This is a genomic window from Streptomyces sp. NBC_00236, assembly GCF_036195045.1.
Lineage (GTDB): Bacteria > Actinomycetota > Actinomycetes > Streptomycetales > Streptomycetaceae > Streptomyces.
The window spans coordinates 4,940,770-4,962,525 of the sequence record NZ_CP108100.1 but is presented as its reverse complement, the minus strand read 5'-3'; the positions used below and the strand labels follow the sequence as shown (position 1 = coordinate 4,962,525).

22 protein-coding genes are annotated in these 21,756 nt (G+C 70.4%); 10 read left to right on the top strand and 12 right to left on the bottom strand.

Annotation, left to right across the window (positions count from 1 at the left end; genetic code table 11):
* Positions 1-20: 20 nt before the first annotated feature.
* From OG446_RS22350 to OG446_RS22335, 4 genes are read right to left on the bottom strand one after another with little or no spacing between them, the layout of a single operon-like run.
* The gene (locus tag OG446_RS22350; protein WP_328895718.1) at positions 21-1,343 is read right to left on the bottom strand and encodes an NADH-quinone oxidoreductase subunit D; all 1,323 of its coding nucleotides are present in this window, start codon (positions 1,341-1,343) and stop codon (positions 21-23) included.
* Positions 1,343-2,056 carry an NADH-quinone oxidoreductase subunit C gene (locus tag OG446_RS22345; protein WP_328895717.1) on the bottom strand — a complete coding sequence of 238 codons (714 nt, stop codon included), beginning with the start codon at positions 2,054-2,056 and terminating at the stop codon, positions 1,343-1,345. Before OG446_RS22345 ends, OG446_RS22350 begins: the two co-directional genes overlap by 1 nt.
* On the bottom strand, positions 2,053-2,607 hold the full coding sequence (locus OG446_RS22340; RefSeq protein ID WP_030926341.1) for a NuoB/complex I 20 kDa subunit family protein: 555 nt from the start codon (positions 2,605-2,607) through the stop codon (positions 2,053-2,055). The genes OG446_RS22345 and OG446_RS22340 overlap by 4 nt, the downstream gene beginning before the upstream one ends.
* Before the next feature lie 17 nt (positions 2,608-2,624).
* Positions 2,625-2,984: an NADH-quinone oxidoreductase subunit A gene (locus OG446_RS22335; RefSeq protein ID WP_136328529.1), complete on the bottom strand. Its 360-nt coding sequence runs from the start codon at positions 2,982-2,984 to the stop codon at positions 2,625-2,627.
* A gap of 794 nt (positions 2,985-3,778) precedes the next feature.
* Here OG446_RS22335 and OG446_RS22330 point away from each other — a divergent pair.
* Entirely contained in the window at positions 3,779-4,624 is an 846-nt protein-coding gene (locus OG446_RS22330; protein ID WP_328895716.1) for a C40 family peptidase, read from the top strand.
* 234 nt (positions 4,625-4,858) lie between these two features.
* Entirely contained in the window at positions 4,859-6,064 is a 1,206-nt protein-coding gene (locus OG446_RS22325; RefSeq protein WP_328895715.1) for an MFS transporter, read from the top strand.
* Between the two features lie 27 nt (positions 6,065-6,091).
* Here the strand turns inward: OG446_RS22325 and OG446_RS22320 are convergent, their stop codons facing one another.
* Positions 6,092-7,375 carry a geranylgeranyl reductase family protein gene (locus tag OG446_RS22320; RefSeq protein WP_328895714.1) on the bottom strand — a complete coding sequence of 428 codons (1,284 nt, stop codon included), beginning with the start codon at positions 7,373-7,375 and terminating at the stop codon, positions 6,092-6,094.
* 97 nt (positions 7,376-7,472) lie between these two features.
* On the opposite strand from OG446_RS22320, the gene OG446_RS22315 reads away from it, so the two are divergent.
* A complete protein-coding gene (locus tag OG446_RS22315; protein WP_328895713.1) occupies positions 7,473-7,997 on the top strand; it encodes a GNAT family N-acetyltransferase in 525 nt (174 codons plus the stop codon).
* Positions 7,998-8,149: 152 nt separating this feature from the next.
* Here the strand turns inward: OG446_RS22315 and OG446_RS22310 are convergent, their stop codons facing one another.
* Both OG446_RS22310 and OG446_RS22305 read right to left on the bottom strand, forming a co-directional pair.
* Positions 8,150-8,842 carry a demethylmenaquinone methyltransferase gene (locus OG446_RS22310; RefSeq protein ID WP_328895712.1) on the bottom strand — a complete coding sequence of 231 codons (693 nt, stop codon included), beginning with the start codon at positions 8,840-8,842 and terminating at the stop codon, positions 8,150-8,152.
* Between the two features lie 400 nt (positions 8,843-9,242).
* The gene (locus tag OG446_RS22305) at positions 9,243-10,439 is read right to left on the bottom strand and encodes an RNA-guided endonuclease InsQ/TnpB family protein (protein ID WP_389261875.1); all 1,197 of its coding nucleotides are present in this window, start codon (positions 10,437-10,439) and stop codon (positions 9,243-9,245) included.
* A 20-nt stretch (positions 10,440-10,459) separates the two neighbouring features.
* Here OG446_RS22305 and OG446_RS22300 point away from each other — a divergent pair, with 20 nt between their 5' ends.
* The 5 genes from OG446_RS22300 to OG446_RS22280 all read left to right on the top strand — a co-directional run bounded on the left by OG446_RS22300 (position 10,460) and on the right by OG446_RS22280 (position 13,870).
* A complete protein-coding gene (locus OG446_RS22300; protein WP_328895710.1) occupies positions 10,460-10,651 on the top strand; it encodes an Arc family DNA-binding protein in 192 nt (63 codons plus the stop codon).
* A gap of 114 nt (positions 10,652-10,765) precedes the next feature.
* The gene (locus tag OG446_RS22295; RefSeq protein WP_328895709.1) at positions 10,766-11,275 is read left to right on the top strand and encodes a SigE family RNA polymerase sigma factor; all 510 of its coding nucleotides are present in this window, start codon (positions 10,766-10,768) and stop codon (positions 11,273-11,275) included.
* A 16-nt stretch (positions 11,276-11,291) separates the two neighbouring features.
* The gene (locus OG446_RS22290; RefSeq protein WP_328898381.1) at positions 11,292-12,200 is read left to right on the top strand and encodes a hypothetical protein; all 909 of its coding nucleotides are present in this window, start codon (positions 11,292-11,294) and stop codon (positions 12,198-12,200) included.
* 22 nt (positions 12,201-12,222) lie between these two features.
* On the top strand, positions 12,223-13,059 hold the full coding sequence (locus tag OG446_RS22285; protein WP_389261901.1) for a DUF3152 domain-containing protein: 837 nt from the start codon (positions 12,223-12,225) through the stop codon (positions 13,057-13,059).
* A gap of 115 nt (positions 13,060-13,174) precedes the next feature.
* Positions 13,175-13,870 carry a DUF3152 domain-containing protein gene (locus OG446_RS22280; protein ID WP_328895707.1) on the top strand — a complete coding sequence of 232 codons (696 nt, stop codon included), beginning with the start codon at positions 13,175-13,177 and terminating at the stop codon, positions 13,868-13,870.
* A 38-nt stretch (positions 13,871-13,908) separates the two neighbouring features.
* Here the strand turns inward: OG446_RS22280 and OG446_RS22275 are convergent, their stop codons facing one another.
* From OG446_RS22275 to OG446_RS22260, 4 genes are all read right to left on the bottom strand, one after another.
* Complete coding sequence (locus tag OG446_RS22275; protein WP_328895706.1) at positions 13,909-14,553, bottom strand: hypothetical protein; 645 nt, start codon at positions 14,551-14,553, stop codon at positions 13,909-13,911.
* Positions 14,554-14,564: 11 nt separating this feature from the next.
* The gene (gene mqnC / locus OG446_RS22270) at positions 14,565-15,764 is read right to left on the bottom strand and encodes a cyclic dehypoxanthinyl futalosine synthase (RefSeq protein WP_328895705.1); all 1,200 of its coding nucleotides are present in this window, start codon (positions 15,762-15,764) and stop codon (positions 14,565-14,567) included.
* Between the two features lie 137 nt (positions 15,765-15,901).
* Positions 15,902-17,683 (bottom strand): serine/threonine-protein kinase, encoded by a 1,782-nt coding sequence (locus OG446_RS22265; RefSeq protein WP_328895704.1) that lies wholly within the window; start codon positions 17,681-17,683, stop codon positions 15,902-15,904.
* Between the two features lie 309 nt (positions 17,684-17,992).
* A complete protein-coding gene (locus tag OG446_RS22260; RefSeq protein ID WP_328895703.1) occupies positions 17,993-18,871 on the bottom strand; it encodes a menaquinone biosynthetic enzyme MqnA/MqnD family protein in 879 nt (292 codons plus the stop codon).
* 365 nt (positions 18,872-19,236) lie between these two features.
* On the opposite strand from OG446_RS22260, the gene OG446_RS22255 reads away from it, so the two are divergent.
* Positions 19,237-19,440, top strand: a complete 204-nt coding sequence (locus OG446_RS22255; protein ID WP_003967102.1) for a cold-shock protein — start codon at positions 19,237-19,239, stop codon at positions 19,438-19,440.
* Positions 19,441-19,602: 162 nt separating this feature from the next.
* Positions 19,603-20,430, top strand: a complete 828-nt coding sequence (locus OG446_RS22250; protein ID WP_328895702.1) for a MerR family transcriptional regulator — start codon at positions 19,603-19,605, stop codon at positions 20,428-20,430.
* 60 nt (positions 20,431-20,490) lie between these two features.
* On the opposite strand, the gene OG446_RS22245 is transcribed toward OG446_RS22250, so the two are convergent.
* The gene (locus OG446_RS22245; RefSeq protein WP_219576102.1) at positions 20,491-21,723 is read right to left on the bottom strand and encodes an amidohydrolase family protein; all 1,233 of its coding nucleotides are present in this window, start codon (positions 21,721-21,723) and stop codon (positions 20,491-20,493) included.
* Positions 21,724-21,756 lie beyond the last annotated feature (33 nt).

Below are 21,756 nucleotides of genomic sequence, written 5' to 3'. Positions count from 1 at the left end.
GACTTCGCTACGTGCTTCGGTCACCGGTCGACGCCTCCCATCACGGGGTCGATGGATGCGACGGCGACGATGACGTCGGCGACCTGGCCGCCCTCGCACATCGCTGCCATGGCCTGGAGGTTGGTGAAGGACGGGTCGCGGAAGTGGACCCGGTAGGGGCGGGTGCCCCCGTCCGAGACGACGTGCACGCCGAGTTCGCCCTTGGGCGACTCGACCGCGGTGTACGCCTGCCCGGCCGGGACCCGGAAGCCCTCGGTCACCAGCTTGAAGTGGTGGATCAGGGCCTCCATGGAGGTGCCCATGATCTTCTTGATGTGGTCGAGCGAGTTGCCGAGTCCGTCCGGTCCCAGCGCGAGCTGCGCGGGCCAGGCGATCTTCTTGTCGGCGACCATGACCGGTCCCGGCGCGAGCCGGTCGATGCACTGCTCGATGATGCGCAGCGACTGGCGCATCTCCTCCAGCCGGATGAGGAAGCGTCCGTAGGAGTCGCAGCTGTCCGCCGTGGGGACGTCGAACTCGTAGTTCTCGTACCCGCAGTAGGGGTCGGTCTTGCGCAGGTCGTGCGGGAGCCCGGCGGAGCGCAGGACCGGGCCGGTGGCGCCGAGCGCCATGCAGCCGGTGAGGTCGAGGTAGCCGACGTCCTGCATACGGGCCTTGAAGATGGGGTTGCCGGTGGCGAGCTTGTCGTACTCCGGCAGGTTCTTCTTCATGGTCTTCACGAACTCGCGCAGCTGGTCGACCGCGCCCGGGGGAAGGTCCTGGGCGAGGCCGCCGGGGCGGACGAACGCGTGGTTCATCCGCAGGCCGGTGATCAGCTCGAAGAGATCGAGAACGAGTTCACGATCGCGGAAGCCGTAGATCATGATCGTGGTGGCGCCGAGCTCCATGCCGCCGGTGGCGATGCACACCAGGTGCGAGGAGATCCGGTTGAGCTCCATCAGGAGCACGCGCAGGACGGTGGCCCGGTCGGGGATCTGGTCCTCGATGCCGAGGAGCTTCTCGACCCCCAGGCAGTACGCCGTCTCGTTGAAGAACGGCGTCAGGTAGTCCATGCGCGTGACGAAGGTGGTGCCCTGCGTCCAGTTCCGGAATTCGAGGTTCTTCTCGATGCCGGTGTGGAGGTAGCCGATGCCGCAGCGGGCCTCGGTGACGGTCTCGCCGTCGATCTCCAGGATCAGCCGGAGCACACCGTGCGTGGACGGGTGCTGGGGGCCCATGTTGACGATGATGCGCTCGTCGTCGGACTTGACCGCCGATTCGACGACCTCGTCCCAGTCGCCGCCGGTGACCGTATATACAGTCCCCTCGGTTGTCGCACGAGGTGTTGCGTGGGGAGTGGTCATCAGGAGTACGACCTCCGCTGGTCCGGAGCCGGGATCTGGGCGCCCTTGTACTCGATGGCGATGCCGCCGAGCGGGTAGTCCTTGCGCTGCGGGAAGCCCTGCCAGTCGTCCGGCATCATGATCCGGGTGAGGGCGGGGTGCCCGTCGAAGACGAGCCCGAAGAAGTCGTAGGTCTCGCGCTCGTGCCAGTCGTTGGTCGGGTAGACCGCGACGAGGGACGGGACGTGCCGGTCGTCGTCCGGCGCGGACACCTCCAGCCGGATGAGCCGACCGTGGGTGATCGAGCGCAGGTGGTAGACGGCGTGCAGCTCGCGTCCCTTGTCACCGGGGAAGTGGACGCCGCTCACCCCCGTACAGAGCTCGAAGCGCAGTGCCGGGTCGTCGCGCAGGGTCCTGGCGACGGTGGGCAGGTGCTCGCGGGCGATGTGGAAGGTGAGCTCGTCGCGGTCGACGACCGTCTTCTCGATGGCGTTCTCCGGAAGCAGTCCCTGTTCTTCCAGGGCCCCTTCGAGCTCGTCGGCCACCTCGTCGAACCAGCCGCCGTACGGGCGCGCGGTGGCGCCCGGCAGGGCGACGGTACGGACGAGGCCGCCGTAGCCGGAGGTGTCGCCGCCGTTGTTGGCGCCGAACATGCCCTTGCGTACGCCGATGACCTCGCCGTGCTCGTCACGCGGGGCGGGAACGCCGCCCGCGCCGGACTCCTGGTCGCTCATCGCAGCAGCCCCTTCATCTCGATCAGGGGCAGTGCCTTGAGGGCCGCGTCCTCCGCCTCGCGGGCGGCCTCCTCGGCGTTGACCCCGAGCTTGGAGCCCTGGATCTTCTGGTGGAGTTTGAGGATCGCGTCCATCAGCATCTCGGGCCGCGGCGGACAGCCCGGCAAATAGATATCAACCGGGACAATATGATCAACACCTTGAACAATGGCGTAATTGTTGAACATTCCGCCCGATGACGCGCAAACCCCCATGGAGATGACCCATTTGGGGTTCGGCATCTGGTCGTAGACCTGCCGCAGGACGGGCGCCATCTTCTGGCTGACCCGTCCCGCCACGATCATCAGGTCCGCCTGCCGCGGCGATCCGCGGAAGACCTCCATGCCGAACCGGGCCAGGTCGTAGCGCCCGGCCCCGGTCGTCATCATCTCGATGGCGCAGCAGGCGAGGCCGAAGGTGGCCGGGAAGACGGAGGACTTCCGTACCCAGCCGGCGGCCTGCTCGACAGTGGTCAGCACGAAGCCGCTGGGCAGCTTCTCTTCGAGTCCCATGTGTGCCCCTCAGCCCCTCAGTCCCATTCCAGGCCGCCACGTCGCCATACATACGCATAGGCGACGAAGACGGTGAGCACGAAGATCAGCATCTCGACGAGCCCGAAGATCCCGAGGGCGTCGAAGGTGACCGCCCAGGGATAGAGGAAGACGATCTCGATGTCGAAGACGATGAAGAGCATCGCCGTCAGGTAGTACTTGATGGGAAAACGGCCGCCTCCGGCTGGAGTCGGGGTGGGTTCAATACCGCACTCGTACGCTTCGAGCTTCGCCCGGTTGTACCGCTTGGGACCGATAAGCGTGGCACTGACCACGGAGAAGATCGCAAAGCCTGCCCCGAGGGCGCCGAGCACGAGGATGGGCGCGTAGGCATTCACGCTCCTCGCTCCTTCCAGTCGTCCTTGACCGTTGGACCGCATCGGGCGACCTGGCTCGCCACCTCACCAAGATCGTGCACATGTGAGGCAGTTCACAAGCCCGACTGCCCCGCATCCTATGCCTGCCGTCCTGTGATCTGCGACACGGGGTACGACAACGCCTTTGTGATCTCCACCACCTGACGAACGATCATGAAGTCGGATGAGCGGTGATCTTCGTACACGAAGCGGCCGAGTGATCACGAGACGTGACACCTCCTGCTGTTACCCCTGGTCAAAGGGGTGTCGCTCTATCAAGCGACAGCGCCGGGCACCAAATTGGCGATGGACGCGATCGGGTGATAAAGGGATCTGCCCCACTCTGGGCCCAGGCCGGCGTCACTCGCGCGGGGGCCCGAGGGAGCGAAGTGGACGCACCCCGGCATACGCCCCCAATCGGGCGAATCATTCGCGGCACGCGGCCAGTTCCCCGGCGCCGGACATCCGCGGCGGAGCACTCCTCGCGCGAGCCCCTCGTATGCCCGTCAGGCAGAGACCATGCTGTGACCTGCGTCACTCGCGCGAGGGGGCCGGAGAAGCGGGCTTGGCCAACGGTGTGAACGGATGGTAAGTGACGGGCAATTCGGGCGTATTGCTGAAAACCCGTGATCACAGCGGTGATCACGGGTGCCCGTTTTGCCCGTTACGGCGTCAATAAAGGCCCTCAGAAAGCGGATTCACAGATTCCGGACGTAACTGTGTCGCAACACACGTTTCTTGATGGGACCCCTGAGGCCCTGATAGCGCTAGTACCCATGTCCCACACCGCTCTCATACCCAGCCACCGGAAGCCCCGCCGAAACGCCTCGAAGACGGCGCTGCGAGCCGGAGTTGCCGGTGGCGTCCTCAGCACCATCGCGGTCGCAGGCGCTGCCGGTCCGGCCCAGGCCGAGCCGGTGACCCAGACGATCGAGATGCCGACCATCACGGCCGGGGTCTCCACCACCGTCGCGGCGTCCGCCGAGGCCACGCAGCAGGTCGCCCTGGACCTGGAGACGCAGGCCCACGAGGAGGCAGCGGCCGCCACCGCCGCCAAGGACGCCAAGAAGGCCAAGGCCGAGGCGGTCCGCAAGGCCGAGGCCAAGAAGAAGGCCGAAGCCAAGGCGAAGGCCGAGGCCGAGGCCAAGGCGGAGGCCGCCGAGCGCGCCTCCCGCTCCGCCGAGCGCACGACGCTCAGCACGTCCTCCGGCTCGTCCTCGTCCGGCTCCTCGTCGACCGCGACGACGTCGTACTCCTCCACCGCCACCGGCACCGCCGCCTCCGTCGTCGCGTTCGCGCAGGCGCAGATCGGCGACGCGTACGTCTCCGGCGGCACCGGCCCCAACTCCTGGGACTGCTCCGGCCTCGTCCAGGCCGCGTTCCGCACGGTGGGCGTCGACCTGCCGCGCGTCTCGCAGAGCCAGTCGACCGCGGGCACCCAGGTCTCGCTGAGCAACCTCCAGCCGGGCGACATCCTGTACTGGGGCGGCGCGGGCAGCGCGTACCACGTCGGCATCTACGTGGGCGGCGGCCAGTTCGTCGGCGCGCAGAACTCCTCCACCGGTGTGGTGCAGAAGTCCCTGGACTACGACCCGCCGTCGGGTGCGGTCCGCGTCCTCTGAGTTCACGGATTCGAGTTCACGGATTCGAGTTCACGGATTCACAAGCGCCTCGGCGCACATCGAAGGGCCGCGGCTCCCCCGCTCGGGAGCCGCGGCCCTTCGGCGTTCCCGGCAGGTTCCCGACCTCACCCCCAGCGGCCGGGGGTGAGGTCGGGAACCTGCCGGACTCCGTACCCGGGAGCTTGTGAACTGGAGCGAACAGCTCCCGCGTCACCGAACCCAGGACGGCCCGCCATGTCCACCACGACCGCACCCCGTACCGACACCGCGTCCCCCACGCCCTTACGCGGCCCACTGGCGGTCCTCTCCGTGACGCTGGGCATCTTCGCCGTCGTCACCACCGAGATCCTGCCGGTCGGTCTGCTGACGCCGATCGGCGCCGACTTCGCCGTCGCGGACGGCACGGCGGGCCTGATGATGACGATGCCGGGCCTCCTGGCCGCCGTCGCCGCCCCGGTCGTGACCCTCGCGACGGCCCGCGCCGACCGGCGGCTGATGCTCGCCGCCTTCGTTCTGCTCCTCGCGGTGGCCAACTTCCTCACCGCCGCCGCGACCGCCTACTGGGTCGTGCTCGTCGCCCGGGTCCTGGTCGGCATCACCATCGGCGGCTTCTGGTCGATCGGCGCCGGTCTGGCCGGCCGGCTGGTCCCCGCCCCGTCCGCCGCCCGGGCGACCGCGGTCATCTTCGCCGCGGTCCCCCTCGGTTCCGTGCTCGGAGTCCCCGCCGGAACCCTCATCGGCGATCTGGCGGGCTGGCGCACCGCGTTCGTCACGATGGGGCTGCTGTCCACGGGCGTGCTGGCCCTGCTGCTCCTGACGCTGCCCGCGCTGCCGCCGGAGCGGGTCACCCGCCCGGCCGTGCTCCGCGCCCTGCTGCGCCGCCCGGACACCCGGTTCGCACTGCTGATGACGTTCCTCGTCGTACTGGCACATTTCGGCACGTACACGTATGTAACGCCGTTCCTCCGGGAGTTCGCCGACGCCGGTCCGGGGACCATCACCGGATTCCTGCTCGTGTACGGGGCAGCAGGCGTGGCCGGCAACTTCCTCGGGGGCGCCCTGGTGACGCGCCGGCCGCACACCGCCTTCGGGGCCGCCGCCGCCACGATCGCCGCGGCGACGGCGCTCCTGCCCGTCCTCGGCCGGTCCGAAGCGGGCGCGCCGGCACTCCTCGTTCTGTGGGGGCTCGGCTACGGCGCGGTCCCGGTCTGCTCACAGACCTGGTTCACCCGCGCGGCGCCCCGCACCCCCGAGGCGGCCTCGGTCCTGTTCACCGCCTCGTTCCAGGCGACGATCGCCGCCGGCGCACTGGCGGGCGGCTCCGTCGTCGACCACGCCTCGCTCCACGCGGTCATGTGGCTCGGAGCCGCGACGGCACTTCTCGTGGTGCTCGCGGCCCCGGTCCACTTCGTACGGACGAGGCAATGCCCCAAGGCCTAGGCGCGGAGCGCGACTACGCCCCCATGCCTAGGCGCGGGGCGCAACCTTCGTCAGGCCGTTAATGATGCGGTCCATCGCGTCGCCGCCCGTCGGGTCGGTGAGGTTGGCGAGCATCTTCAGGGTGAACTTCATCAGCAGCGGGTGGGTGAGGCCGCGCTGGGTCGCGACCTTCATGACCTTCGGGTTGCCGATCAGCTTCACGAAGGCGCGGCCCATCGTGTAGTAGCCGCCGTAGGTCTCCTTGAGCACCTTCGGGTAGTTGCTCAGGGCCAGTTCGCGCTGGGCCGGGGTCGCACGGGCGTGGGCCTGGACGATGACGTCCGCGGCGATCTGACCCGACTCCATGGCGTACGCGATGCCTTCGCCGTTGAACGGGTTGACCATGCCGCCCGCGTCACCGACGAGCAGCAGGCCCTTGGTGTAGTGCGGCTGACGGTTGAAGGCCATCGGGAGGGCGGCACCGCGGATCGGCATCGTCATGTTCTCGGGCGTGTAGCCCCAGTCCTCGGGCATGGACGCGCACCAGGCCTTGAGCACCTCGCGCCAGTCCAGCTCCTTGAAGGCGGAGGAGGAGTTGAGGATGCCGAGGCCGACGTTGGAGGTGCCGTCGCCCATGCCGAAGATCCAGCCGTAGCCGGGCAGCAGACGGTCCTCGGCGCCGCGCTTGTCCCAGAGTTCCAGCCAGGACTCCAGGTAGTCGTCGTCGTGGCGGGGCGAGGTGAAGTACGTACGGACCGCGACACCCATCGGGCGGTCCTCGCGGCGGTGCAGGCCCATCGCGACGGAGAGCCGGGTCGAGTTGCCGTCGGCGGCGACGACGAGGGGGGCGTGGAAGGTGACCGGGGTCTTCTCCTCGCCGAGCTTCGCCTCCACGCCGGTGATCCGGCCGGTGCGCTCGTCCTTGACGGGGGCGCCGACGTTGCAGCGCTCGTACAGCCGCGCGCCGGCCTTCTGGGCCTGGCGGGCCAGCTGCTCGTCGAAGTCGTCGCGCTTGCGGACCAGTCCGTAGTCCGGGTACGAGGCGAGATCCGGCCAGTCCAGCTGGAGCCGGACGCCGCCGCCGATGATGCGCAGGCCCTTGTTGCGCAGCCAGCCGGCCTCTTCGGAGATGTCGATGCCCATGGAGACGAGCTGCTTGGTGGCACGCGGTGTGAGGCCGTCGCCGCAGACCTTCTCGCGCGGGAAGGCGGTCTTCTCCAGGAGGAGGACGTCGAGTCCGGCCTTGGCGAGGTAGTACGCGGTGGTGGAGCCGGCCGGGCCTGCCCCGACGACGATCACGTCCGCACTGTGTTCGGACAGGGGCTCGGTCACGGTCGGATCTCCCGAAGACTCGAAATCGCGTGCCGCGCGGCACATGTCCCGTGCAGTCTATGGGGGCCTGTAGATCAACCCTCCGAAGGGCTCCCCGATGTCGCTCGCACCTCCCGCGCTCCCCGTCGTACAACTGCGTGTCCCGACCGACGAGGACGCGGTGGCCTGGCACCGCGTCTTCGACGACCCGGAGGTCATGGAGTTCTTCGGCGGCCGTCCGTCCGAACTGTCCATGTACGAGGAGTGGACGGCCCGCCAGCGCAGACATGACGCTGAGCTGGGCTTCTGCCTGTGGACCGTGCTCGACGGGAACGGCGAGGTGCTCGGCTTCACGGGTGCGCAGCCGTGGCCGCACAGCACGTACGGTCCCGTGGGCGAGATCGAGATCGGCTGGCGGCTCGCCCGTCCGGCCTGGGGCCGCGGCTACGCGACCGCGGCCGCGCGCCTCACGCTGGAGCGGCTGCGCGCGGCCGGGGTGGAACGGGTGGTGGCGACGATCGACGCGCTCAACGAGCGGTCGATCGCGGTGGCCCGGCGTCTGGGCATGGAGCAGGCGGAGAGCTTCACGACGCCACGGGCGGGCCAGGAGGCGGTGTGCTTCCGGCTGGAGCTGTCACGGTGACGTCCCGGGCCGGCCGTTGACGTGAAGCGTCGGGAGCGGCGGGGGCGTTGACCGGCGGACATGTCGGTGTCGGACTGTTCCGTGGCGGGCTCCTCGGTCCCCGGCACCGGATGTCTCCCGGCGGCCCCCGCCGGGAGCGCCCCCGGACGCCGTCAGGCGCGTACGCCCCGGTGCAGCGCGACGATGCCACCGCTGAGGTTGCGCCAGGCGACCTTCGACCAGCCGGCCTGCTGGAGCCTGGACGCCAGCCCGGCCTGGTCGGGCCAGGCGCGGATCGACTCGGCGAGGTAGACGTACGCGTCGGGGTTGGACGACACCGCACGCGCGACCGGGGGCAACGCCCGCATCAGGTACTCGGTGTAGACGGTCCGGAACGGTGCCCAGACCGGCTGGGAGAACTCGCAGATGACCACCCGGCCGCCCGGCTTGGTCACCCGGTACAGCTCGCGGAGCGCCGCGTCCGTGTCCTGGACGTTGCGCAGCCCGAAGGAGATGGTCACCGCGTCGAACGTCTCGTCGCGGAACGGCAGTTTCGTGGCGTCGCCCGCGGTGAAGGGCAGCCAGGCGTTCCGCTTCTTGCCCTCGCGCAGCATGCCGATGGAGAAGTCGCACGGCACGACGTACGCACCGGTCGCCGCGAACGGGAGCGAGGACGTCGCCGTCCCGGCGGCCAGGTCGAGGACCTTCTGCGCGGGCCGGGCGTCGACCGCCTTGGCGACCTCCTTGCGCCACAGCCGGGCCTGGCCGAGCGAGAGCACGTCGTTGGTGAGGTCGTAGTTCGCCGCCACGTCGTCGAACATCGAGGCGACTTCGTGCGGCTGCTTGTCCAGGGAGGCTCGGGTCACCCACCCATTCAAGCAGCCCGGCCCTGCCGCGACGGGGCGGGCCCGCTGTCGGGGAACCCCGCGCCGCCGATCAGCGGCGCATGGCCTCGGGGGATCCGACGAGGGAAGCGACTTAGGGGATGCGCCGCCGTCACCGGCCGAGCCGATGCCGGCTGCGGGCAGGAGACCACTTGAATGCTCCCGTTCACGGCCTGGCCGGCCGGTGCCGTATCCACCGCGCCCGAGCGCGTTCCGAGGGGGCCGGCAGGCAGACACGCCGGCCCGTGAGCACGCCCGCCACGGCACCCACCCTGTGTGTCCGGGAACCACTCCCGATCCGGCTTCAACCTTTCCGGCCCGTCGGCACTCAGTAAGAGACGTATTGACGTCCTCCCTCAGCTGAAGCAGGGGGATTCCTAGCTCAGGCAGCCTCCGGGAGCGGTGCTCCCGGAGGGCTTCCACCATCAGCACCAGCCGGGTTGAGACCTGCCCGGACGAGCATCACGCGGGCGGAGTTCCTGTCCCTGGGGGACACGGCTCCGCACGCGGTGCACGCGTACGTTCGTTCAGAAAGGGGGAGCGTGTGCTTGGTTCTCGCACCGCACCGTGCGCAGTCCATCGTGGTGTGGGCCGGGTGCACGAGGTGCACGATGCGGCCGTGCTTGCGGGCCGTCCCGGTCAGCGCGGTCCTGGTCACGCCGATCGCGGCGTCGGCGGCCTCGCGGGCCAGCGTGGACTTCGCGCGGAACTTCGGCTCGAAGTCCTCGACGGCGAGCTGGTCGAAGTCACGCACGACCGTCTTGGCCCACTTGCGGCCGGTGTCCTGCCGCTGCCGGGCCACCTTCTTATGAACCCTGGCCGCCGCGCGGGACGCCGTCCGGTAGCCCTTCGACGCAGCCTTCCCACGTGGGGGCTTCCGCCTCGCCATCTGCTTCTGGTGCCGGGCCGGCTTCGCGGCGGCGGTGCGGCCGTGCTGCGCGTGGGGAAGGTCATGCGCGTCCGAGGTGGTGGTCGCGGTCTCCTTGGCACCCCAGTCGATACCGATCACCGTGCCAGTCGCGGGCAGCGGCTCTGCGGCCGTCTCCACGACGAACGAGGCGTACCAGTGGCCGAGGCTGTCCCGGTACACCCGGACCGACGTCGGGTCGGCCGCCAGGTCACGGGACCACACCACGGTCAGCGTGATGCCGCCCGCGAGGTGCGGGCGTCCGTCTTTCAACCGGAAGCCGCGCCGCGTGGAGTTCATCGACGGCAGCGCATCGCGCTTGCGCTTGATGCGGGGCATCCCGGCGCGCTGCCGCATCGGCAGCCCGGCCTTGACGTCCTTCAACGCTTTGGCGCGGGACGTGGCGAAGTCACGGATGGTCTGCTGCTGCGGCACCGAGCCTTCGCGCAGCCATCCCATGGCGGTGCGGGCCTCGGTCAGCATCTTGTCGAGCTGCGCCGGACCGCACGTCACCTTCTCGGTGGCGGTCTTGTTCAGGCCATGGACCTTGCGGGACATGGCCACGCATTCATTCCAGATCCAACGGCAGCGTGCCCACTCGGCATCGAGTCCGGCGAGCGCGGTCGACGACACGCTGAGGCGGTAGGCGTACCGGGCATGCCCGGACCTCACCTGCTTGCTGTCGCGTCGTCATGCCACCACTTTGCCACCAGAATTGGCGTAAGAATCATGAAGAAACCCGCATCACGCTCCGCCTGCCCACCGACCTCCATTCCTGGCTCACGGCACAGGCCAAGACCAATCGGCGGTCACTCAACTCCGAGATCCTTCACCGCATCGAGGGCGACTTCCGCACCGCCACAGCAAACACCGAATCGCCCTGACGGCAATTCGACCACCCCTGCCCTGCTCCACAGGAGTCCGATACCTCCCCGGCCCGAAGGCCGGGCGTCCGCGGAGGACTTCGGTGACCACCGACAGACCGCAGAGGAGGCCGGATGACAGCCGGACGCAGCCCGGACGCCGCTGGCTTCGAGGAGTTCGCCCGCGCGAGTCAGCGCCGGCTGTACCGCACCGCGTACCTGCTGTGCGGGGACGCCGACGCCGCCCGTGATCTGACCCAGACGACGCTGGCGAAGCTGTTCCAGCACTGGGGCCGGGCGAGCGCGGCGGATCATCCGGACGCCTACGCCCGCACGGTGCTGACCCGTACCTACATCGCCGAGCGCCGGCGCCGGCTGCGGGACTTCCGTGCCCACACGCCGATCGCCGCGCCCGCTCCCGAGGTGGGTCCCGAGCTGACGGTCACGCTGCTGGCCGCGCTCGCCGAACTTCCGGCCCGCGCCCGGGCCATGGTCGTCCTGCGGTACTGGGAGGACCTGAGCGTGGAGACGGTCGCCGGACTGCTGCGCTGCAGCCCGTCCACCGTGAAGAGCCAGTGCTCACGCTCGCTCGCCACCCTGCGCACCCGGCTGGGCGACGCGCGTCTCTACACCACCCGAAGCTGAGGAGACCGTCGTGGACATGTTTACTGACCGTTCCCCCGGCCGGGGCCCGGACCCCGAGGCCGATGACCTGCTGATCAGAGCCGCCATGAAGCAGGCCGTCGAGGGCGCGCCGGCCCTGCCCGATCTGGTGCCCGTCGCCCTGGTCCAGGGCCGCAGGCGCCGCAACCGCGCCCGTGCCGCCGTCGGGGCGGGGGTGACCGGTGTGGTGGCCCTGGGCGTGTTCGGCGCGGTGGTGTCGATGTGGGGCGGGGACGGAGGTACGCAGCCGACGCAGACCTGGTCCGCGGCCTCGCAGAGCACGGCCGTCAGCCCGCCACCGTCCCCGGCCGCCACATCGACCCCCCGGCCCGTCCCCACGCCCGTGCACATCGAGCCGGACCCGGGCGAGTCGAGCATGGCCGACCTGCCGGCGGCCGAACGGCTCCGGCAGGAGGAGTTCCAGCTGCAGGCCGCGGCACTGCTCGACGAGTTGTTCCCCCGGCGGCTCGGCCCGGTCCGGCCGGTCGATCTGGCCGTCAACCAGTACCGGGCCGGGCAGGACGGCAACACGTTCCCCGTCATCTTCTCCGTACGCCCCAAGGCCGCGCCACGCGGCGCCCCCGCCGATCCCCCGTGCCGCGACATCCCGTCGAAGGGTCTCCGGTGCCGGTCCGTGACGCTGCCCGGCGGCATCACCTTCCGCTCCGTCACGGTGGCGGGAGACGCGAAGGAGTCGCCGACCGTCACCGATGTCGACATCCGTTTCAGCTACGGCTTCAGCACCGTCCGGCTCTCGGTCGACGGGGACCACTCCTCGATGGTGTCGGCGCCGGTCAACTCGGACCAACTGCTGGCGGTCGCCCACGACCCAAGGTTCATGGAGCTCGTGAAGTACGCGGACAGACATCCGATGGAAGACAAGGAGCACTCCGTTCGTGGCGGCTGACAGAGGACGGCAGCAGGCATCGATGCGTGGCCGGGGGCGGCGGCGCTCCCGGCAGAACCGGCGTCGCGACCGAATACGGGTCCTGGCCGCGGTACTCGTTCCGGCGGCGCTGATCGGCGTGGCCGTGATCGCCGCTCCCCGGTGGGCGGGCGGGGACGGCCCGTCGGCCGCGGCGGCCGCTCCGGTGTCCCCGGACCCCGCCCACACGTCGCCCTCCCCCGCCGCGAAGCCGAAGGAGAGGCCGAAGCCGACGACCGTGTCCCCTTCCCCGTCTCCGTCCGTCACCGCCACTCCTCCCCGTATCCCGGCGTCCGGCCCCGGCACCTTCGCGGTCGCCCGCGCGGGCGCCTCCTCCGGCGGCGGGAACGCCTACCGGGTCGAGGTGGAGGACGGTTCGGGCGTCGACCCGGACACGGCGGCCGCCCTGATCGCCGACGTGCTGGCCGCGCCGCGCGGCTGGGGGCACGGCGGGGCGCACACGTTCCACCAGGTGGCGAACGGGCCCGCCGGGCTGGTGGTCCGGATCGCCACCGCGGCGACCACCGACCGCATCTGCGGGGCGCAGGGCCTCAACACCCGTGGCGAGGTCAACTGCCGCGTGGGCGAGACGGTGATGGTGAACCTGAAGCGCTGGCAGACCGGTTCGCCGGAGTTCCACGGCCCGCTCGCCGACTACCGTGCCCTGATCATCAACCACGAGGTCGGCCACTGGCTCGGACACGGCCACGAGACCTGCCCCGGCAAGGGCCGCCCCGCCCCCGCGATGATGCAGCAGATCTACGGCCTCAAGGGATGCGTCTCCAACGCCTGGCCCTACGACGCCGAAGGGCAGTACCTCGGCGGTCCCTCCGTACCGTGACGCTCCGCCGGACCCGTACCCGGCGATGGATATGGTTGTGGACTGAACCAATTGGCCCCGGCGCGGGTCCTTACAGCGGGGAAGGCAAACCGCAGAGGACTGGGGAGGGGAGCGGATGTCCGCAGGGGATGTGCGCCGGAGAGGGCCGCGGGAACGCGGCCGGAACCGGCTGTTCGCCAAGGCCGTCGCGCCGGTGGTGCTGATCGCGGCGTCCGTCGTGGGCATCCGGTGGAGCGGTGGGCACGATCCGAGCACCTCCTCCGCGTCCGCCACCTTCACGGTCGCCCGCGAAGGTGCCACGCGGACCGGTACGGGCGACGCCTACCGGGTCGAGGTGGAGAAGGGCTCCGGACTGGACGCGGACGAGGCCGCCGCCGAGGTCGCCCGCATCCTGGCGGCGCCGCGCGGCTGGACGCACCACGGCGAGCACGTCTTCCGGCAGGTCGCCGAGGGCCCGGCGGGACTGGTCATCCGGATCGCCACCCCGGAGACCACCGACCGCATCTGCGGAAAGGGCGGCCTCGACACCCACGGCGAGGTCAACTGCCGGGTCGGGACGGACGTCATGGTGAACCTCAAGCGCTGGGAGACGGGTTCGCCCGAGTTCGACGGTCCGCTCGCCGACTACCGTGCCCTGATCATCAACCACGAGGTCGGCCACTGGCTCGGACACGGCCACGAGACCTGCCCCGGCAAGGGCCGTCCCGCGCCGGCGATGATGCAGCAGATCGACGGCCTCAAGGGCTGTGTCGCCAACGCCTGGCCGTACACCGCCGATGGGAAGTACCTCGGCGGCCCTTCGGTGCCGTGACACCGGGGGCGGGGAGCGTTGCCTGCCGGCCCTTGTTCCTAACGGCGCCGGTAGACCAGTCGTCCCGCCGCCACCGTCGCCACACAGCTCGCCGCGCCCGCCGCCAGCAGTGCTGCCTCGTCCGGCACGTCGAAGGCCGCGAGATCGGCCCGTCCTCCGACGGTGAGCGGCGCCGCCGTCACGTCGGCCACCGCCCCGGCCCCGGCCAGCGGGTCGAGCCGCGGCGCGGTGCCGGGGCGAGCCGGAGCGCCGGTGACCAGGAGCCCGGACCGGCGCATGGCCGTGATCAGGGCGGGCGGTGCGGTGGGGCCGGCCGTCGCCGCGGTCGTGCCGTGCCGGAGCATCCGGTGCAGCCCCCGCCGCACGCTGCCGGCCCGCCAGGTGTCGTCCGGCCCGAGCGTGTCGAGTGCCTCGCCGGTCAGCGGCTCCGTGCCCAGGGTGTCCGCCTCGCGCGGATCGGGGAAGTACGACTCCTCCAGCAGCCGGACCGCGTCCCGCTGCAGCAGCCCCGGGGTCAGGACGCCCGGCCAGCGCCGGACCCGGGCGGCGGGGTGGGCGGCGGCCAGTTCCCCGTACGGTCCGAAGTCCGCGACGACCGCGTCCTGCACGGCGACCGCCCCGCCGGGCACGGGTGCACGGCCGCCGCCCGGCAGGAGCAGGGCGGCGGCGTGGATCGTCAGCAAGGCTGAAGACCCTAGTTGGCGTTGAGGAGCTTGAGCTCCGGGTGGGCCGTGCCGCCCTCGATCGCGGTGGACGAGATGTGCGAGACGACGCGCTCGTCGACCGGGTCGTTCGCCGGGTCGTCGTGGATCACCAGGTGCTCGTACGTGGTGGCGCGCTGGGCGGGAACCCGGTCCGCCTTGCGGATCAGATCGATGATCTCCAGGCGGTTGGAGCGGTGCTTGGCACCGGCGGAGGAGACGACGTTCTCCTCCAGCATGATCGAGCCGAGGTCGTCCGCGCCGTAGTGCAGCGACAGCTGGCCGACCTCCTTGCCGGTGGTGAGCCAGGAACCCTGGATGTGGGCGACGTTGTCCAGGAAGATCCGGGCGATGGCGATCATCCGCAGGTACTCGAAGAGCGTGGCCTGCGTCTGGCCCTTCAGCTTGTTGTTCTCCGGCTGGTACGTGTACGGGATGAAGGCGCGGAAGCCCCCGGTCCGGTCCTGTACGTCGCGGATCATGCTCAGGTGCTCGATGCGCTCGGCGTTCGTCTCGCCGGTGCCCATCAGCATGGTGGAGGTCGACTCGACACCGAGGCCGTGGGCGATCTCCATGATCTCCAGCCAGCGCTCGCCGGACTCCTTGAGCGGGGCGATCGCGGTGCGCGGCCGGGCCGGGAGCAGCTCGGCACCGGCACCCGCGAAGGAGTCGAGCCCGGCGGCGTGGATGCGGCTGATGGCCTCCTCGGCGGAGACCTTGGAGATCCGGGCCATGTGCTCGATCTCGGAGGCGCCCAGCGAGTGGATGACCAGCTGCGGGAACGCCTTCTTGATCGCGGAGAAGTGCTCCTCGTAGTACTCCACGCCGTAGTCCGGGTGGTGTCCGCCCTGGAACATGATCTGCGTGCCGCCGAGCTCGACGGTCTCCGCGCAGCGGCGCAGGATGTCGTCGAGGTCGCGGGACCAGCCCTTGGCGGTGTCCTTGGGCGCGGCGTAGAAGGCGCAGAACTTGCACGCCGTGACGCACACGTTCGTGTAGTTGATGTTGCGCTCGATGATGTATGTCGCGATGTGCTCCGTACCCGCGTAGCGGCGCCGGCGCACGGCGTCCGCGGCCGCGCCCAGGGCGTGCAGGGGCGCCGACCGGTAGAGGTCGAGGGCCTCCGCCGGAGTGATCCGGCCGCCTTCGGCGGCTCGGTCGAGGATGGGCTGGAGGTCGGCCTTCTCGGTCACCGGGCTGTCACCTTTCGGCGGTTCTTCAACGGATCGTAGGGTCTGTGCCGGGTTCCCCGTCGTCGCCCGAAGGGCGGCCCCGGGACCCGACACAGTCCCTTTCGGACCGGTTCAGCGTACGCCAGCCCTGCTCCGGGTCATTGGCCGGACCGGGTCAGCGTGCCGTACGGAAGTCCGGCGCCCCGCTCGTCCGACCGGTACCGCAGGGTTCCGTCGGCGGCGAGGGTGAAGTGGACGCCGGAGACGGTGCTCGTGCACAGGCCCGCGGTGCTGGGCCGGTCCGGATCGGCGCGTTCCCGCAGCGTCAGCTCCTTGTCGGTGCCGGAGGTGAGGGAGGCGATGCTGTTGCAGCTGACCTCGATGCCGAGGGTGGAGACCGTCGTGTTCATCGTGACGACGTCGGCGCCCTTCTTCCCCTCCTTGAACACCGCGGTGAGCGTGCCGTGCGGCTGGCCGCTCGTCTTCTCGGTGACCGGCCCCTTCCAGGTGCCGATGAAGCCCTTGGGGACCTCGGTGACCTGCCGGGCGCCGCCGGTGGCGGAGGCCGAGGGTCCGGGTGTGGGTTCCTTGCCCGACGGGGTGGCGGCCGGGGCGGTGCCGGTGTCGGTGCCCCCGTGCTCGGCCGTGGGGGAACTGCTGCCGCCCGGCATCAGGTCGAAGAGGAACGCGCTGCCCACGGTCACCGCGGCGAGCGCGCCCGCCACCGCGAGGGCGACGGTGCAGCTCAGCCGTCGCCCGCCGCGCTCCCCCGGACCGGACTCGGTGCTCACACCGACGGTGAACCGCGGATCGGGGGTGCGCTGCCCGGGCACCCCGCCCGCCCCGGCGGTGGGCGGATACGACGGCGGGGTCGGGCCGGGCGTGGCGTACGGGCCGGCTGCGGGGTACGGGCCGGGCGTGGACTGCGGGCCGGGCGTGGACTGCGGTTCGACCGGCGGGCCGAACGCACCCGGGGCAGGGCCCCCGTTGAAGCCGAACGACGCCTGGGTGAACGGCACCGGCCCCGACTGCACCGGCGCTTCCTGCGGTTCCAGGTCGAGCAGCGCCACCGCCGACCTGCTGACCTCGCGCACCAGCGGACCGGGCAGCCAGCCCGCCGCCACCGCGGCCGCCGCACCGCCGGGCACCAGCTGCCGCGCGAGCTCCGCCGGAGTGGGCCGTCCGGCCGGGTCCTTCGCGAGGCAGGAGGCGATGACGTCACGCAGCCCGCCCTCCAGCTCACCCAGTTCGGGCTCCTCGTGCACCACCTTGTAGAGGAGTACGGCGGAGGAGTCGCCGAGGAAGGGAGCGGACCCGGTCGCCGCGTACGCCAGCACGGCGCCCAGTGAGAAGACGTCGGCCGACCCCGAGACGTCCAGGCCGCGGATCTGCTCCGGCGCCATGTAGCCGGGCGAGCCGACCGAGACGCCGGTGGAGGTGAGCGAGGCGGTGGCGTCGATGGCCCGGGCGATACCGAAGTCGATCAGCCGGGGGCCGTCGAGGGCGAGCAGCACGTTGGACGGCTTCACGTCCCGGTGGATCAGGCCCTGGCCGTGGACGGCGGCCAGCGCCTCGGCGAGCCCGGCGCCCAGGGTGCGTACCGCCTGCTCGGGCAGCGGGCCGTGCTCGGTGACGGCCTCCGAGAGCGGCGGCCCTGCCACGTAGCCGTGGGCCACCCACGGAACGGGGGCGTCCGGGTCGGCGTCCAGGACGGGTGCGGTCCACTGCCCGCCGATCCGCCGCGCCGCGTCCACCTCCAGCCGGAACCGGGCACGGAACTGTTCGTCGAGCGCGAAGTGCGGGTGGACGACCTTGACCGCGACGGTCCGGCCGCCCGCACTGCGCCCCAGATACACCCGGCCCATGCCGCCGGCCCCGAGTCGGCCGAGCAGCCGGTAGGCACCGATGCTCAGCGGTTCGCCGGCTTCGAGCGGCTGCATATGAGGACTCCCCTTGTGGACCGGCCGGACCTCCGACCGAAGCCTAGGGGCGAAGGTCATCGGGTCACAGGGGAAACCATCCGCCGATTTCGCCCCCAAGGGAACGAACGGCGCCATTCACCACAACAAAAGGCGTGAATGTGCCGTTCCCCGGTTCGATTGGGGGAGACGCCGCGAACGCACTCCCGCTCTCCCCGGGCCTCCCGCCAATCGGCCATTCACCGCGAATTCACCCGAACCGATATCCATACATCCGCACGGGTTGCGAGTTGTTGTCGATCGGCACGCGGCGGGAGAGCCCATGGACGGTCAGCCGCCGAGCAGTTCCACGTTCACGTCCGCGGGAAAGCCCGTGGTCGGGCCGGTCCGGCGGGCGAACTCCGTGACACCGGCCAGCTGGGCGGGGCCGAAGCGGAAGTCGAGGGTCGTGAAGTAGCGTTCCAGGACCTCCGCGTCGAAGGCCTCCCAGCGCGCGGCCTGCTCCGCGACCTTGGTGACCTCCTCCAGGGACACGTCCCGCGAGGCCAGGAACGCCTCGTGCACCTTCTTCACCGCGAGGGGTTCGGCCGCCAGGTAGTCCTTGCGCGCGGCCCAGACGGCGAAGACGAACGGCAGCCCCGTCCACTCCTTCCACATCGCGCCCAGGTCGTGGACCTGGAGCCCGAGCCGGGGGGCGTCGTGCAGGTTGGCGCGCAGCGCGGCGTCACCGATGAGGACGGCGGCGTCCGCCTCCTGCATCATCAGGCCGAGATCGGGCGGGCAGGTGTAGTAGTCGGGCGTGACGCCGAACCGCTCGGCGAGCAGCAGCTGCGCCAGCCTCACGGAGGTGCGGGAGGTCGAGCCGAGCGCGACCCGGGCCCGGTCGAGGTCCTCCAGGGGGCGCTGCGACACGATCACGCACGACATGACGGGCCCGTCGCACCCGACCGCGATGTCGGGGAAGGCGACCAGGTCGTCGGCGTTGCGCAGGAACTCCACGAGGGTGACGGGACCGATGTCCAGATCGCCTCTGATCAGCTGCTCGCTGAGCTTCTCCGGGGTGTCCTTCGAGAGCTCCAGATCGAGCAGGGTTCCGGTCCGTGCGAGCCCCCAGTAGAGGGGAAGGCAGTTGAGGAACTGGATGTGGCCGACGCGCGGCCGGCTGCGACGGTCGTCGCCTGCGACGGTTGAGACGGTTGAATTGTCCACATCGCGAGGCTAGACCCGCGACCGGCGGACGGCCTCACCGGGGGCGCGCGGCGTCGCGCCGGCCCCTCTTCCGGCGCTCCGGGAATGGTCGCCGAAGGGGTCTCGGAAGGCCTCTCGGGAAGGGGCCGGGAGTCACCCGGAAGGAGCATCCCGAGCGCTCATCCGCACGGCTGCCAAACATCCGATTGAAGTGATCTTTCCCTCTACCGTTCCTCACATGCTGCGTGCTAGGCTCATCGCCAAGTTGCAGTTTGGTTTCCCTTGCAGTACAGAGCCTGCGGAGCATGTAACCCGCAGGCTTTTGTAGTTTTCAGACTTCTTTGCAGGTTCTGGAGCAGGGCAACCCTTTGGCCCAAGGAGGGCTTATGGCTACCGGAACCGTCAAGTGGTTCAACGCTGAAAAGGGCTTCGGCTTCATCGCCCAGGACGGCGGCGGCCCGGATGTCTTCGTCCACTACTCCGCGATCAACGCGTCCGGGTTCCGCTCCCTCGAGGAGAACCAGGTCGTGAACTTCGACGTCACTCAGGGACCCAAGGGTCCGCAGGCTGAGAACGTCACCCCGGCCTAGTTGCCCGGGTCGGCCGATCGCGGCCGGTAATGCAGTACCCAAGGAGCCCCGCTCCCCCGCCCCGGCGGAGGAGCGGGGCTCCTGCCTGTATGGGGGAGCGCACCGTCCGCAGCGCCGGCGCTTGACCTTCACGCCGTGTGAGGCCTTGCACTGGGAGACATCATGTTCACCATCGGAGACTTCGCCAGGTACGGACGGGTGTCGGCCCGGATGCTGCGTCACTACGACGCCGTCGGACTGCTGCCCCCCGACCGTACCGACCCGGCCACCGGCTACCGCTACTACGGCGCCGCCCAGCTCGCCCGGCTCAACCGGATCATCGCCCTCAAGGACCTCGGCTTCACGCTCCAGCAGGTGCGGGCCGTCCTCGACGAGGAGGTGGGCCCGGAGGAGCTGCGCGGAATGCTGCGGCTGCGACGCGTGGAGCTGGAGGCGGCGATGGCCGCGGCGGCGGCCCGGCTGGCACAGGTCGAGGCGAGGCTCCGGTCGATCGAGAGCGAGGGACACATGTCCATGGACGATGTCGTGATCAGGTACGTCCCGGCGGTACGGGTCGCGGAGCTGACCGCCGTGGCCGCGGGGTACGGACCGGAGGAGATCACGCCGGTGATCAGCCCGCTGTACGAGCGGCTCTTCCCGCTGCTGGACGAGGCCGGGGTGCGCCCCACGGGCCCGGGGATCGCCCGTTACGAGGACGCCCCGGAGGGCGGCGGCGCGATCGTCGTCCATGCCGGGGTGACGGTCTCGGCTCCGGTCGGGCCGCTGGGTGACACCGGGGTCGCGGTGATCGAGCTGCCGCCGGTCGAGGCGGCGACCATCGTCCACCGGGGCTCCATGGACGGGATCCTGCCGACGGCGCAGACCCTGGCCCGGGGGATCGAGGCGAGCGGCTACCGCTCGGCGGGGTACGCGCGCGAGATCAATCTGGAGTGCCCCGAGGACCGGGAGAAGTGGGTGACGGAGCTCCAGGAGCCGGTGACCCGGGCCTGAGGACCATGGGCGAGGGGTGGGGGCGGGCCCGCGTGCGGCCCGTCCCCGCCCCTCCCCCGTTCACGCGCCGGTGCCGGGCCCCGCCCAGAGCCCGTCGTCGGTCAGCCCCAGCAGGTCGATCGCGTTGCGGCGCACGATGCGGTCCACGACATCGGCGTCCAGGTGCCCCATCTGTGCCTCACCGACCTCGCGGGACTTGGGCCAGGTCGAGTCGGAGTGCGGGTAGTCCGTCTCGTACAGGACGTTCCCCACCCCGATCGAGTCCAGGTTCTTCAGCCCGAAGGCGTCGTCGAAGAAGCAGCCGTAGACGTGCTCGGTGAACAGCTCCGACGGCGGACGGTGGACCTTGTCGGCCACTCCGCCCCAGGCGCGGTTCTCCTCCCAGACGACGTCGGCGCGTTCCAGGATGTACGGGATCCAGCCGATCTGGCCCTCCGCGTACATGATCCGCAGGTTCGGGAAGCGTTCGAACTTGCCGCTCATCAGCCAGTCGACCATCGAGAAGCAGCAGTTGGCGAAGGTGATGGTGGAACCGACGGCCGGCGGGGCGTCGGCGGAGGTGGACGGCATCTTCGAGGACGAGCCGATGTGCATGGCGATCACCGTCCCCGTCTCGTCGCAGGCCTGGAGGAACGGGTCCCAGTCGTCCGTGTGGATGGACGGCAGCCCGAGATGCGGCGGTATCTCGGAGAACGCCACGGCCCGCACCCCGCGCGCGGCATTGCGCCGGACCTCGTCGGCCGCCAGCCGCGCGTCCCAGAGCGGGACCAGGGTGAGCGGGATGAGCCGGCCGTGCGCGTCGGGCCCGCACCACTCCTCGACCATCCAGTCGTTGTACGCGCGCACCCCGAGCAGGCCCAGTTCGCGGTCCTTCGCCTCGGTGAAGGTCTGGCCGCAGAAGCGGGGGAAGGTCGGGAAGCAGAGGGCGGACTGGACGTGGTTGACGTCCATGTCGGCGAGCCGCTCGGGCACCGAGAACGAGCCGGGACGCATCTGCTCGTACGTGATGACTTCGAGCTTGATCTCGTCCCGGTCGTAGCCGACGGCGGTGTCGAGCCGGGTGAGCGGGCGGTGCAGGTCCTCGTACACCCACCAGTCGCCGATCGGCCCGTCGTCCCCCTTCGCACCCATCACGGGCGCGAACTTGCCGCCCATGAAGGTCATTTCCTTGAGCGGCGCCCGGACGATGCGCGGACCGGAGTCCGCGTACTTGGACGGGAGCCGGTCCCGCCAGACATGAGCGGGCTCCACCGTGTGGTCGTCCACCGAGATGATCTTCGGGAAGGTCTCCATGTGTACCAAGGTAGCGCTGATCTGACGAACCGT

Bases quoted from the DNA above. Each gene is read 5' to 3' on its own strand.
- OG446_RS22280 (WP_328895707.1), top strand. From the start codon at position 13,175: ATGTCCGCAGGGGATGTGCGCCGGAGAGGGCCGCGGGAACGCGGCCGG.
- OG446_RS22245 (WP_219576102.1), bottom strand. From the start codon at position 21,723: ATGGAGACCTTCCCGAAGATCATCTCGGTGGACGACCACACGGTGGAG.
- OG446_RS22350 (WP_328895718.1), bottom strand. From the start codon at position 1,343: ATGACCACTCCCCACGCAACACCTCGTGCGACAACCGAGGGGACTGTA.
- OG446_RS22285 (WP_389261901.1), top strand. From the start codon at position 12,223: ATGCGTGGCCGGGGGCGGCGGCGCTCCCGGCAGAACCGGCGTCGCGAC.
- OG446_RS22330 (WP_328895716.1), top strand. From the start codon at position 3,779: ATGTCCCACACCGCTCTCATACCCAGCCACCGGAAGCCCCGCCGAAAC.
- OG446_RS22345 (WP_328895717.1), bottom strand. From the start codon at position 2,056: ATGAGCGACCAGGAGTCCGGCGCGGGCGGCGTTCCCGCCCCGCGTGAC.
- OG446_RS22255 (WP_003967102.1), top strand. From the start codon at position 19,237: ATGGCTACCGGAACCGTCAAGTGGTTCAACGCTGAAAAGGGCTTCGGC.
- OG446_RS22290 (WP_328898381.1), top strand. From the start codon at position 11,292: ATGTTTACTGACCGTTCCCCCGGCCGGGGCCCGGACCCCGAGGCCGAT.
- OG446_RS22250 (WP_328895702.1), top strand. From the start codon at position 19,603: ATGTTCACCATCGGAGACTTCGCCAGGTACGGACGGGTGTCGGCCCGG.
- OG446_RS22295 (WP_328895709.1), top strand. From the start codon at position 10,766: ATGACAGCCGGACGCAGCCCGGACGCCGCTGGCTTCGAGGAGTTCGCC.
- OG446_RS22325 (WP_328895715.1), top strand. From the start codon at position 4,859: ATGTCCACCACGACCGCACCCCGTACCGACACCGCGTCCCCCACGCCC.
- OG446_RS22300 (WP_328895710.1), top strand. From the start codon at position 10,460: ATGCCACCACTTTGCCACCAGAATTGGCGTAAGAATCATGAAGAAACC.
- OG446_RS22340 (WP_030926341.1), bottom strand. From the start codon at position 2,607: ATGGGACTCGAAGAGAAGCTGCCCAGCGGCTTCGTGCTGACCACTGTC.
- OG446_RS22265 (WP_328895704.1), bottom strand. From the start codon at position 17,683: ATGCAGCCGCTCGAAGCCGGCGAACCGCTGAGCATCGGTGCCTACCGG.
- OG446_RS22315 (WP_328895713.1), top strand. From the start codon at position 7,473: ATGTCGCTCGCACCTCCCGCGCTCCCCGTCGTACAACTGCGTGTCCCG.